This window comes from Actinoallomurus soli (assembly GCF_024055715.1).
Taxonomy (GTDB): domain Bacteria; phylum Actinomycetota; class Actinomycetes; order Streptosporangiales; family Streptosporangiaceae; genus Actinoallomurus; species Actinoallomurus soli.
The window spans coordinates 1-12,899 of the sequence record NZ_JAMXMV010000027.1 but is presented as its reverse complement, the minus strand read 5'-3'; the positions used below and the strand labels follow the sequence as shown (position 1 = coordinate 12,899).

At 69.4% G+C, this 12,899-nt stretch carries 7 protein-coding genes; 3 read left to right on the top strand and 4 right to left on the bottom strand.

What is annotated here, in order from left to right:
• Nucleotides 1-69: 69 nt before the first annotated feature.
• Nucleotides 70-3,615, bottom strand: a complete 3,546-nt coding sequence (locus NDW01_RS37340) for a ricin-type beta-trefoil lectin domain protein (protein WP_252829123.1) — start codon at nucleotides 3,613-3,615, stop codon at nucleotides 70-72.
• A gap of 144 nt (nucleotides 3,616-3,759) precedes the next feature.
• Here NDW01_RS37340 and NDW01_RS37335 point away from each other — a divergent pair, with 144 nt between their 5' ends.
• Nucleotides 3,760-4,863: an LLM class flavin-dependent oxidoreductase gene (locus NDW01_RS37335; protein ID WP_252829122.1), complete on the top strand. Its 1,104-nt coding sequence runs from the start codon at nucleotides 3,760-3,762 to the stop codon at nucleotides 4,861-4,863.
• Between the two features lie 97 nt (nucleotides 4,864-4,960).
• Here the strand turns inward: NDW01_RS37335 and NDW01_RS37330 are convergent, their stop codons facing one another.
• From NDW01_RS37330 to NDW01_RS37320, 3 genes are all read right to left on the bottom strand, one after another.
• Entirely contained in the window at nucleotides 4,961-5,734 is a 774-nt protein-coding gene (locus tag NDW01_RS37330; RefSeq protein WP_252829121.1) for a polysaccharide lyase family 7 protein, read from the bottom strand.
• A gap of 266 nt (nucleotides 5,735-6,000) precedes the next feature.
• Nucleotides 6,001-6,951 (bottom strand): MBL fold metallo-hydrolase, encoded by a 951-nt coding sequence (locus tag NDW01_RS37325; RefSeq protein WP_252829120.1) that lies wholly within the window; start codon nucleotides 6,949-6,951, stop codon nucleotides 6,001-6,003.
• Nucleotides 6,918-7,739, bottom strand: coding sequence for an NAD(P)H-binding protein (locus NDW01_RS37320; protein WP_252829119.1), 822 nt, complete (start codon nucleotides 7,737-7,739; stop codon nucleotides 6,918-6,920). The genes NDW01_RS37325 and NDW01_RS37320 overlap by 34 nt, the downstream gene beginning before the upstream one ends.
• Nucleotides 7,740-7,777: 38 nt before the next feature.
• Between NDW01_RS37320 and NDW01_RS37315 the strand changes: the two genes are divergently transcribed.
• Both NDW01_RS37315 and NDW01_RS37310 read left to right on the top strand, forming a co-directional pair.
• Nucleotides 7,778-8,356 (top strand): TetR/AcrR family transcriptional regulator, encoded by a 579-nt coding sequence (locus tag NDW01_RS37315; RefSeq protein ID WP_252829118.1) that lies wholly within the window; start codon nucleotides 7,778-7,780, stop codon nucleotides 8,354-8,356.
• Nucleotides 8,357-8,735: 379 nt separating this feature from the next.
• Nucleotides 8,736-12,854, top strand: coding sequence for a beta-galactosidase (locus NDW01_RS37310; protein ID WP_252829117.1), 4,119 nt, complete (start codon nucleotides 8,736-8,738; stop codon nucleotides 12,852-12,854).
• Nucleotides 12,855-12,899: the final 45 nt, after the last annotated feature.

Here is a 12,899-nt window from a genome sequence, read left to right as displayed (position 1 = left end):
GCGCCGAACCGTCAGGGAACCGGCGGACCGGACCGCTGAACCGGGACGGGACGTGGCGGTCGTCTCGGGTCAGCCCAGGCGGAACTGCTGGGCGGTACTGGTATTGCAGGCGTAGATCTGCAGGGCGTCGCCGGGGCGCTGCCTGTTGCCGGGGTCGTCGAGGCAGCGTCCGGACTGCGGGTTGTAGAGGGTGCCGTCGCTCCGGCTGGTCCACTTCTGGGAGCCGGTGCCGTTGCAGTCGAACAACTGGACCGGGGTGCCGTCGGCGGTGGCCCCGTGACTGACGTCCAGGCACTTGCCGAACACCCGGACGGTGCCGTCACCAGGGGTGGACCAGCGCTGCGCGTCGGTGCCGTTGCAGGTGTACAGCTGCACCGCGCCGGCCGAGGAGGGGTCGGCGTCGGCGACGTCGGCGCACAGCCCGCCCGGGCCCGTGACCGGTCCGGGCGGCAGCCGCCAGATCTGCCCGTCGGTGCCGAGACAGTCGTACAGCTGGAGCTGGGCGGCCCCGGGGGTGGGGTTGGAGTTCGGGACGTCCAGGCAGCGGCCGGATCCGGGATTCAGCAGCGTGCCGTCGGCCCGGCGGGTCCAGGACTGGCCGGGGGCACCGTTGCAGGAGGCGATGGTGACCGGCGCGCCGTTGGCCGTGCCGCCGGCGGTCAGGCAGCGGCTCAGCAGCCGTACGGTGTCGTCGCCGGCGTGGTCGGCCTGCTGCGCGGTGGTGTGGTTGCAGGTGTAGACCTGGACCGGTTGGCCGTCCGCGTCGACACCGCCCCGCACGTCCAGGCACAGTCCGCCGACGCCGACGACCTCGCCGGTGCCCGGGTTGTCCGCGGCGGATCCGGTGAGCGTCACGGTGTGGGCCGTGCCCGTCGACAGGCCGTCGGTGGTGACGGTGACGGTGCGGCTGTTGCGGTTGTACGCCCACGCCGTCTCCGGCACCTGCACGCCGTCGATCAGGACCGCGGTGGGCGCGGCGCTGCCCGCGACGCGCAGGGTGTACGCCCGGGTGGTGGGCGCCCCCGGGTAGCCGCCGGTGGAGGCGCCGACCGTGAAGGTACGGGAACCGTCGGCCCAGGACAGCGGGGTGGTGGTGAACTGCCCGGACGCGTACCCGTTGCCCTCCCCCGCGTCGCCGTAGAGGCTGAACGAGCCGTCCGCCCCGGCGGTGACGTCGACGGTGAGCCCGCCGGCCGGCCTCTCCTTCTGACCGTTCACGTAGTCGGTGCGGAGGGGCACCAGGCCGCCGGCCTTGACCAGCACGGGCATCCGGGACAGCGGAGCGGTCATCGTGACGGTCGCCGGCCCCGTGTACGTCGCGCCGGTGAAGTAGTCGCTCCAGGTGCCCGGCGGCACCCACACCGACACCGACCCGTCGCCGTTCGCGTCATTCGGAGTGGTGACCGGCGCCACCAGCAGGTCATCGCCGTACATGTACTCGCCGGAGGCGCTGTAGGCGGCGTCGGCGGCCGGGTAGTCCAGGTACATCGGCCGTACGATCGGCACTCCGGTCCGGGCCGCCTGCCATGCCATCGTGTAGGTGTAGGGCACCAGCGCCTCCCGCAGACGCAGGAACCGCTGCGCCGCGGACTGGGCCGCGCCCGGGTAGTCCCACGGGAGCCGGTCGCCGTGGTCGGAGTGCAGCCGCAGCACCGGCTGGAAGGTGCCGAACTGCACCCACCGCGCGTACATGTCGTCGGCGAGGTGGCCGCCGTGGAAGCCGCCGATGTCGTGCGTCACACCGGTCAGGCCGGCGGCGGCCTCACCGGCGGTGAACCGCACCTCGTAGGCCAGGGTGTCCCAGGTCGAGTACGTGTCACCGGTGAACGCCAGGGTGTTGCGCCGCTCGGACCACGGGCCGACCGCGAAGTTCGTGGCGTCGAGGCCGCCGTGCTCGGTGCCGCCGATCCGGCTGAAGGCGAAGCCGCGCAGGCCGCGCCCGGTGTCGTGGTCGGCGTACGCCTGGTTGATCAGGTTGTCCGGCGCGACGTGCGGGTCCGAGGCGATCGACGCCCCGCACCCCCCGCAGTAGTCCAGCCACCAGGCCCGGACGCCCTGCTGCTCGAACGGTGCGTGCAGCCCCTGGTAGGCGGCCAGGTGCGCCGGATTCGACCAGTCGAAGTAGTGGGTGTGCCCGTCAGATTGGACCGGCAGGCCGCCGGCGGCGGTGTTCGCCGCCGGGAACCTCGGATCGGTGTCATCGATCTCGGGGTGGACGTTGAGGCTCACGTCCAGGCCCATCTGTTTCGTCCAGTCGAGGAATGCCTGCGGATCCGGGAACAGGTCCGTATTCCAGTTCCACCCGTCCCACTCCACCGGCTTCTTCCAGTCGGTGTCCACGACGAGCCAGTCGATCGGGACGAAGTTCCTCCGGAACGCGGGCAGCAGCGTGTTCTGGTAGTCGGAGGTGCTGTACCCCCAGAACCGGGAGAACCACACGCCGTACGCGGTCTGCGGCAGCAGGTCCGCTCCCCCGGTCAGCGCGCCCAGGTCGCTCAGGGCCTGCTTGTAGTTCTGCCCGTACCCGAAGAAGTAGCCGTCCTGATAGGGCTGTGCGCCGTGGCTCGGCCGGTCGCCGACCGTGTGGTTCGCGCCGAGCAACGCGGTGCGGGTGTCGTCCAGCAGGTACCAGCCGCCCCGATCCAGGAGGCCCGGATGCAACGTGCCCACGTCCGGCAGACCGTCCGGAAGATTGTCCAGCGACCGGTACCAGCCGCCCAACTGGTCGGCCGGACCCGCTCCGTAGCCCGTGGTGCGCAGATCGGTGGCCGGCGCCGGGTACCCCGTGGCCGTGGTCGGTGTGACGGCGAGACTGTCGATGTTGACCCGGCCCGAGTCACCGGCGTCCTCGGCGACGGTGATCGTGTTGACACCGGCGCGCAGCCCGACGTCCACCGACGCCGTGGACCAGGTGTCCCACGAACCGGTCGGCGGCAGGCTGAACCGCGGCCCGGTGTTGCCGTTGACGTGCGCCGTCAGCGTGCGCGTGGCGGACTGGCCGTCGCTGCCGGTGGCGTTGGCGTACCTGACCGCGAGCCGCCACGTGCCGACGCTGGGCACGTCGACGTCGTACTGCACGCCGCTGCCGGTGCGCTCGTATCCCGAGGCGAATCCGGTACCCGTGTAGCCCTTGTGGTCGTAGGCGGGCGTCGCGTTGCCCGTCAACAGCGCGTTCTCGCCCTCGCACGCGACCGACACGGGACAGTACGACGGGAACGCCGGCCGCGCGGTCGTGCCCGTCGCGGTGATCGCGACGCTTAAGTTCGAAGCGGTGAACGGGCCGCTGTTCTGCTTGTACCGCAGGGTCAGCGCGCTAGTACGGATCTCCCGGTAGCCGTCCGCCGTCACCGTCGTGGTGTACGGCGGCGGCGTGAACGACCGGTTGACGGCGTTGAAGGTGGTCGCGTCCGTGAAGACGCCGTCACCGGCGTACTCCGTACGGATCAACGTCGGCGTCAGGACCTCGAACCGGGCGGAGCCGTCCGTCACGGCCGCCGCCGGGGCCCCGGTCGCGGGCGACGGCGGAAGGGCGACGACGACCGAGGCGGCCGTCGCGAGCGTGGCCAGGGCGGACACGACCGCCGAACGCCGGACCGGTGACGTCTGGAGACGCATCGGCACCTCGCACACTCGGCTGGCCGTCCCCCCGCATCAGATCATCGGACCGGATTTCTGTAAACACTCTGAACGGTTTCTTTCCGGACCCGGCCGGATCGGCCCGATGCCGGCCGGGTGAGCCACCGTCCTATCCTGCGGACCGTGGCCATCAACGATTCCGGGCACGGCGCGCCGACGGCCGAAGAGGACAGGGGCAAGGCCCACGGCGGTGTGCGCATCTCGGTGCTGGACACTTCTCCGATCGTGTCCGGCTCCACCGCTCGGCAGGCGCTCCTCGCCACGGTCGATCTGGCGGTTGCTGCCGATGCGCTGGGCTATCACCGGTATTGGGTGCCCGAGCATCACAGCATGCGCGGCGTCGCTTGTTCCGCCCCCGCCGTGCTCGTGGGCCACCTCGCGAACGCGACCCGTCGCATCAGGGTGGGGGCGGGAGGCGTGCTGCTCCCGAATCACGCGCCGATCGTCGTGGCCGAACAGTTCGGGACGCTGGCCGCGCTCCATCCGGGACGGATCGACCTTGGGATCGGCCGGGCCCTCGGCGGTCCCCGCCGCGCCGCGGACGCCGTACGCAGCGAGACCGAGCGGACCGCCAAGAGCTTCCGCCGGCAGATCACGGAGCTGCTCGGCTACTTCGACGGTGCCTCCGACGACGGAGTACGCGCGATTCCCGCCATCGGCAACCGGCCGGCGATCTGGATCCTCGGCTCCAGCGCCGCGAGCGCACGCCTCGCCGCGTCACTCGGCCTGGCCTACGCGTTCGCCCATCACCTGAACCCCGGCGAGGCGGTGAACGCCGTCCGCGCTCACCGGGCCCTGCGCCGGCCTCCCGAGACGGCCGGCCCCGCACCTCCGGCCCTGATCAGCGTGTCGGTCATCGCGGCCGACACCGATGAGCGCGCCGAGTGGCTCGCCGGTCCCCTCCGGTTGAAGCTGCTGAGCAGAGCACAAGGCCGACGGATCCTGTTGCCTCGCCCGGAGGAGGCCGCCGCCCATCCTTACACCGACGCCGACCGGGTGGAGATCGCCGAACGTACGAAGGGCGTCGTCGTGGGGTCGCCGGAGACGGTGCGGCGACGGCTCCAGCGGCTGCTCGATGAGACCGGCGCCGACGAGCTGATGGTCACCACCCCGGTGTACGACCACGCTGACCGCCGCAGGTCCTACGAGCTCCTCGGCGGAATCGCCCCGTCGCTGCGATCCGCGTGCGGCTCTCCCCACGTGGCCGAGGTCGACCGGGAGGTGTAGCGGCGGACCTGGTGCTCGTCGAGCCCGGCCAGGCCCTTTCCGGACTGGACGGTCTCCTCCACCCCCCACCTCGATCCGGCGACGCGGACCAGAGCGGTCAGCCGTGGGCCACGGTCAGGGCGTAGAACTTGACCTTCGCCCCGTTGCTGGTGCTGCTCGACGATGACTGGTTGTAGTCGCCGGCCTTGAAATACTGGTGGTAGGCGGAGAAGCCCGAGGCGATCGAGTAGCTCTTCGTGTTCCCGTTGACGGTGACCTGGATCTTGCCGCCGACGATCGCGATGACGTAGCTCCACTGGGTGCCGAGCGGCACATTGGTCAGCGTGTAGGTGTTCTGACCGCCGTCGGGTGACTTCTCGATGCCGAGGACCACGTCGCCGTCGGAGTGGTAGTACAGCTCGAGCAGCGGCTTCGTCGACGAGCCGCCACTGCCGAGATGGATCTGTCCGACACAGACGTTCTTCGTCACCGAGACGATCCGCAGGGTCGCCGACAGCTTGTGAGTGCCGGACAGCGGCCAGTCCGCGGCGCTGCCGTCGGCGTTCATCTCGCGCAGTTCTGAGCGGGCGTAGCTGGAGTTCGGCGTGGTGACCCCGGACTCGGGATCCCAGAAGGTCATCGAGCCGTCATTCTTGTCGGTCCAGAAGTAAGCCGGATTCGTGTAGCCGTTCGCGCCCTTCAACTGCGACGGCGGAATCGTGGTCGGCGAGCCGGGCGATCCGATCGGGAGCTGGAGCGCCCACACCGACAGGTTGAAGTTGCCGCCCGGTGCGACGGTCGGATCGAGGCCGGCGGCGCTCGGTCCCGTGGCAGGGGCGAAGCCGATGGCCTCGGCGTCACGGGCGCCGATGGCGCCTGGGGCGATCACCATGGCTCCGCCGGCGGCTGCCGCGAGGATTCTCCACCTGGTACGGCGTGTTCGGTCGTTCTCTGCCGTCACGAGCATTCTCCTTCACGCGCGGGGGCGAACGCGTCCTGGCGGGGGCGCGAAGGTGGGCGTACGGGCACACTTCATGGTTGCCGGCCAGAGGCGGGCCCCTCCAGGCCAACGACGTCAGAATAGGTACACGACCAGCTTTTGTAAAGATACTTAACTATCGATGTCGCCGACGACCCGGACCTCAGGGGTCATTACGACTAGCAGCGCGTACCGGTCGCGATCTCGTGTGCCACCGCGGTGACGTTGACGTCCATCAGGGTTGGCAGGGACGCCACATTCGGGTAGTCCGGATACTTCGCCGCCACCTTGGCCTCGACCTCCGCCAATTCCCCGGGCGTGACCGCCGCACCACCCGGTGAGTCCACGGCGGCGGCTGGTGCCACGAACGCACGGAAGTCGCGGATGTACCGCTCCTGCTCGTCGATCAGGTCGCGGGAGCCTGGCGCACCGTGCCCCGGGTACAGCGTCCACGCCCGGGCAAAGCGCTTGCGCAGCCGGTCGAGGTCGGACAGCCAGCCGCAGGTGTGCTCCTCCAGCAGCGCCGGCGTCATGTGGTTCGCCACGATGTCGCCGGGGAACAGCGTGTGGTGGATCGGCTCGTAGAACACCGTCTCCGCGTCCGTTTCCCCTGGGCCGAACTCGGCGGTCTCCAACCGCAGGCCGCCGATCGTTATCGGCTTGTTCGGCTGAAGCACGTGGTCCGGCACGGTCATCACGGCCGGGTAGTCGTCGCCGTCGATCTGCCTGGTCAGCGCGTAGAAGCCCTTCGAGTCGGTCCTGATCTCCTCGCTGGTCGCGGCCGTCGCGTACATCGGCGCGTGTGGGAACGCCTCGTGCAGCACGCCCAGGCCGCCCACGTGGTCCGGATGCGCGTGCGTGATCAGGATCCCGACCACCGGACGGTGCACCGCACGGATCGCGGCGACCGTCTTGTGCGCCTCGGACAGCGTGCGGCCCGAGTCGACCACGATCAGACCGTGCGGCGCGGACATCCACAGCACGTTGACCGAGCCGGGGATCGGCGACGCGTACCGGCCGACCGAGAGCGGGGAGGCCGACGCCGGCGCCGGCGCGGCGGCCAGTATCAGCAGCAGGAGCGCGACGATCGCCTTTCTCAGTGGAACCGTCCCGCGTTGGCCCGGGTCCACTCCGCGAACGTCCGCGGCGGACGGCCGGTCACTTCGAGAACCGTCGGGAAGACCGTTGCCTCGTCGAGCCTCCCATCCGAGTAGAAGCTGAAGAACGCGTCGACGTACTGCTCCGGCATCTGCGTGAGCATCTCCGTACGGGCCTCGTCGTCGGGCTGCGCCTCGTAACGGATCTCACGGCCGAGTGCCTCGGCCAGGATCCGCACCCGCTCCCCCGGCCGCAGCGCCTCCGGGCCGGTGACCGGGTACTCGCGGCCCTCGTGGTCCGCCGACACCAGCGCCTCAGCGGCAACCGCCGCGATGTCCGCCGGATCGATGACCGCCGACGGCACGTCCGGCCACGGCGCCCGCACCACACCTGAGCTCACCTGGGGAACCCACTGGAGTGCGTTGGTCATGAACATCCGCGGCCGCACCATCGTCCAGCCCAGCCCGGACGCCCGCAGCGCGTCCTCGGTCTCCATCATGTATCTGGCGACCGCGTTGGACCGGTCGCCGGTCTCGACCGAGCCGCCGGACATCAGCACGACGCGCCGCACGCCGGCTCGCGAAGCCTCGGTGAAGACGTCCGGCGAGTAGCCGCTGAGCAGAAACAACGCGGTGGCCCCGCCGAGCGCGGGCCGCAGCGTCGCCGGGTCGGTCAGGTCGCCCGCCACGGCGGTGGCACCGGCCGGCACCGTCGCCTTCGCCGGGTCCCTGGTCAGGGCCCGTACCGGTTGACCGGCCTCGACCAGCAGGCGGACCACTTCGCGCCCGACGTTCCCGGTAGCCCCAGCCACAACGATCACAGTCGACTCCTCAAATGTTAGGGAGCGTTCCCTAACGCGTGGACTACGTGGCCATGAGGCGCACTGCCAAGGAAACGAGAGAGCACATCCTTGCGGTGGCGCACGACCTTTTTTACTGGCACAGCATCAAGGGCACCGGCGTCGACACCATCGCCGCGACGGCCGGTGTCGCGCCGACGACCCTCTACCGCCTGTTCGCGTCGAAGGACGACCTCGTCGCCGCGTACGTCGACCGCGCCGCAGGGCTCTACAAGCAATGGTTCGTCGAGGCGACGGCCGATGGCGCGCCCGCTGACCGGATCCTGTCACTGTTCGACGCGCTCATCGAGCAGGTGCAGCCGGAACACTGCCGCGGTTGTCCGTTCCTGATGGCGATGGCCGAGTTGCCGGACGCGTCGGCCAAGGCACACGCGCTGGCCGTCGATACCAAGGCGTGGGTACGCCAGAAGATCGGCGAACTGACCGCCCAACTGGCCGTCAAGGACCCTGCGGTGCTCGCCGACCAGATCTTCCTCGTCATGGAAGGGGTTTACGCGTCCGTGCAGTCGCACGGCGCCGACGGGCCCGCGCGTCAGGCACGCGGGCTCGTCGAGGCCCTGCTCAAGGGAGCCCGTTGAGGAACGGCCGGTCCGGCGAAAACGCTAGAACGATGCTCGCTGGTACTCCCGCGATCCTCGCGCTCACGGGAGCGACGGAATGCGATTACACCGCCGAAGCACATCGACCTCGAAGAGATCCCGCTTCAAATCGAACATTTTCCAACATTCAAGGACGTCGGATCGGCTGCCCACGGCGGGCGGCGGCACTCACGAAGCGGACAAACCGCATTGATGGCATCAGGGCCAAGGGTGCGACAGACCTCAAACTTCACGAATGACCGCGAAACAGCCACATAGCCCTCTTGACGTCATTCTCCAAGAAGCCGCAGACTGCACACTCGGAACATCGCGTTTACACAGGCTTAAACGCGTCCCGCTTGTGAAGCGAGGCACCCGTATGCCCCCCAGCATCCCCAGACTGCTGTCCCGCTCGCGCGCGGTCCTGACCGCGATCATGATCCTCACGGTGCTGGCGTTGGGCGCCGGCCCGGTGGCGAGCGCCGCACCACCTCCGATGGCGGCGCCCGTCACCGCCGGGACGGCGCACTCGGTGACGTACGACGGCTACTCCTTCAAGATCGACGGCGAGCGCACGTACATCTGGTCCGCCGAGTTCCACTACTTCCGTCTGCCCAATCAGGACCTGTGGCGGGACGTGTTCCAGAAGCTCAAAGCCGCCGGTTTCAACGCCGTCTCGCTCTATTTCGACTGGGGCTACCACTCCCCGAGGCCAGGCGTCTACGACTTCACCGGGGTACGGGACGTCGACAAGCTGCTGGACATGGCCGACCAGGCCGGCCTCTACGTCATCGCCCGGCCCGGCCCGTACATCAACGCCGAGGTCGACGGCGGCGGCTTCCCCGGCTGGCTGTCCACCAAGGCCGGGACCACCCGCACCGGCGACCCCGACTACCTCAAGTACTCCGACGAGTGGCAGACCCAGATCGACGCGATCCTGGCCAGGCACCAGCTCACCACGGGCACCGGCCCGGTGATCGAGTACCAGGTCGAGAACGAGTACTACCACGGCGACGCCGCCGGACGCTCGTACATGAAACACCTGGAGAACAAGGCGCTCGCCGACGGCATCAAGGTCCCGCTGGTCGGTAACAACAACGGCACGTTCAACGCCGGTGACGCCGCTCTCGACGTGGACGCCGCGGACTCCTACCCGCAGGGCTTCAACTGTTCCAATCCCACGCAGTGGAACGGCGTGCCGGACATCAGCTACGACCATGTCGCGGGCAAGCCGCTGGCGACCGCCGAATTCCAGGGCGGCGCCTTCGACCCGTGGGGCGGCCCCGGCTACGACAAATGCGCCCAGCTCATCAACGACCGGTTCGCCGACGTGTTCTACAAGCAGAACATCGCGGTCGGCGCGACGTCACAGAGCTTCTACATGACCTACGGCGGCACCAACTGGGGCTGGCTCGGCGAGCCGCAGAACTACACCTCCTACGACTACGGCGCCGCGATCCGCGAGAACCGTGAGCTCGACCCCAAGTACGACCAGGACAAGCTCATCGGGTACTTCACCCGGGCGGTGGCGCCGCTGACCAAGACCGACGCGATCTCGGCCACCGCGCCGGACAACTCGCGGATCGTCGACACCGCGCGGAGGAACCCGGACACCGGCACGCAGTTCCACGTGCTGCGGCACTCCGATTCCACGTCGACGTCGAAGGACAGCACGCACATCTCTGTCGACTTCAACACCAAGCCGGCCGACTACACCTACGACGACAACGACGCGGCCCTGAAGTACTCCGGGTCCTGGTCGCACGTGGCCGACCAGAGCTACACCGGGGGCGACTACAAGCACACCGAGTCGTGGTCCAACGCGGCCGGTGACTCGCTGACCGTGCCCTTCAACGGCACCGCCGTCCGCTGGATCGGATCGAAGGTCGACAACCACGGGCTCGCCGACGTCTACCTGGACGGCGTCCTGCAGACCACGGTCGATGGCTACGGCAACGAGAACCAGGCGGTGCTGTTCCAGAAGAGCGGCCTGACCGACGGTCCGCACACGCTCAAGATCGTCGTGGACGGCCGGCACAGCTCCGGCGCGACCGGCGACTTCGTCGCCATCGACGCCATCGATCTGACCGTGCCCGCGAACAAGCCCGTGACCTACCCGACCGTGCCGCAACAACCCGGCACCGGTATCACGCTGGACGGCCGCGAGTCGAAGATCATCACGGCGAACTACGACCTCGGCGGCAACCGGCTGCAGTACTCGACGTCCGAGCTGATGACCAACGCGACGATCGGCGGTCAGGACGTCGCCGTGCTCTACGGTGACGCCGGCACGACGGGCGAGACGGTGCTGCGGTTCGCCTCGAAGCCGACCGTCACGTCCACCGGCGGCGACGTCACCGAGACCTGGGATGCCGCCACCGGCGACCTGCGGTTGAACTACACGCACAACGGCCTCGCCCGAGTGCGGATCACCGGCGGCGACCACCCGATGCTCCTGCTGCTGGCGGACACGGCCACGGCGAAGACGTTCTGGCGGCAGGACACCGGCTCCGGTCCGGTCCTGGTACGCGGTACGCACCTGGTGCGCACCGCCAAGATCAGGCACTCGACGGCCGAACTGACCGGTGACGTGGACACCGACGGCTCGATCGAGGTGTGGAGCGAGGCATCGAAGATCACCTGGAACGGCTCCGACGTCGCGACCACGGCGTCCGACGACGGCAGCCTGGTCGGGAAGGTGCCGACCGCGGCCCCGGTCGAACTGCCGGCACTCACCAACTGGGTGCACACCCAGGAGTCGCCGGAGGCCCAGCCCCGGTTCGACGACTCCACCTGGACGGTGGCCGACAAGATGACGACGAACAGCATCACCACGCCCGGCACGCTGCCGGTGCTGTTCGCCGATGACTACGGCTTCCACACCGGCAGCACCTGGTACCGCGGCCGCTTCACCGGCACGGGCAAGGAGGCCGGGATCACGTTGTCCGCGCAGAGCGGCGGCGGCGCGGCCGCCTCATCGGTCTGGCTCAACGGCGTCTTCCTCGGCAGCTCCACCTCCGACGGTTCCAAGACGTACACCTTCCCGGCCGGATCGGTGCACGCCGGTCCCGACAACCTGGTCTCGGTGCTCACCGTGAACATGGGCCACGAGGAGGACTACAACGAATCCAGCGGCAACAAGGCGGCCCGCGGGCTGACCGGCGCCAGGCTGATCGGATCCCCGAACGCGATCACCTGGAAACTGCAGGGCGACCGGGGCGGCGAGACGCCACCGGACACCGTACGCGGGCCTCTGAGCGTCGGCGGCCTGTACGGCGAGCGCGCCGGCTGGTACCTGCCGGGCTACCCGACCGGCGCCTGGCAGCCGGTGTCACTGCCGGCCACCGACAAGACGCCGGGCGTCTCCTGGTACGCCACCGACGTGGCGCTGCAGCTGCCGTCGGGCCAGGACACCTCGCTGGGCCTGACCATCAGCGACGCATCGTCCCGCAAGTACCGCGCGGAGATCTTCGTCAACGGCTGGCACATGGGCAACTACGTGAACTACCTCGGGCCGCAGCACAGCTTCCCGATCCCGAACGGGGTGCTGAACCCGCACGGCACGAACGACATCAAGATCGCCGTGTGGAACCTGGACGGCTCCACCGGCGGCCTGGGCACCGTGACGCTGACCAAGTACGGCAGCCACGCGTCCCCACTGACGGTCGTGCAGAACAACAGCCCGGGATACAACGGGGGCACGTACAAGATGCCCAAGTCGCCCATCTCAACCGTCAACCTCCAGGTTCCCGGCACGGTGACCGCAGGGACCAAGTTCACCGCGACGGAGACGGTGAGCGTCGACCGCGGCGCGGCGGAGAACGTCGTCCCGGCGCTCACGCTGCCCGACGGCTGGACGGCGAGCGTCCCGACACCCGCGTCCGCCGCGAGGCTGACCCCCGGGCAGTCGGCGACGTTCACGTTCACCGTCACCCCACCGGCGACCGTCGAGAAGCCGGCCGCGATCACGGCCACCGCGACCATGACGCAGAAGAGCGGCCGGCAGACGTTCAGCGACGAGCGGATCATCGGCCCGATACCGCCGGTGCCGCCGGCCGGTCAGGACAAGGTCAGCGACCTGCCCTGGCTGTCGGCGACCAACGGCTGGGGACCGGTCGAGCGGGACACCAGCGTCGGTGAGCAGGCCGCAGGTGACGGCCACCCGATCACCATCAACGGCACCTCGTACGCCAAGGGGCTCGGCACCAACGCCGTCAGTGACGTCGCGGTCTACCTCGGCGGGACGTGCAGCAGGTTCACCGCGACCGTCGGCATGGACGACGAGAACGGCAACGCCGGAACCGTCACGTTCAGTGTGGTGCTCGACGGCAAGACGCTGATCACCACGCCCACCGTCACCGGTTCCACACCGGCCATCTCGATCGACGTTCCGGTCACCGGCGGTCAGGTGGTCGACCTGGTCGTCGGGGACGCCGGCGACGGCAACGGCAACGACCACGGCGACTGGGCGAACCCCGTGCTCACCTGCTCCGGCTGACCATCCGATCGCTCCCCGCCGTCGGCCCCCCGCCACACCACGAGC

Coding starts and splice junctions, on each gene's coding strand:
- NDW01_RS37310 (WP_252829117.1), top strand. CDS start 8,736: ATGCCCCCCAGCATCCCCAGACTGCTGTCCCGCTCGCGCGCGGTCCTG.
- NDW01_RS37340 (WP_252829123.1), bottom strand. CDS start 3,615: ATGCGTCTCCAGACGTCACCGGTCCGGCGTTCGGCGGTCGTGTCCGCC.
- NDW01_RS37330 (WP_252829121.1), bottom strand. CDS start 5,734: ATGGTGATCGCCCCAGGCGCCATCGGCGCCCGTGACGCCGAGGCCATC.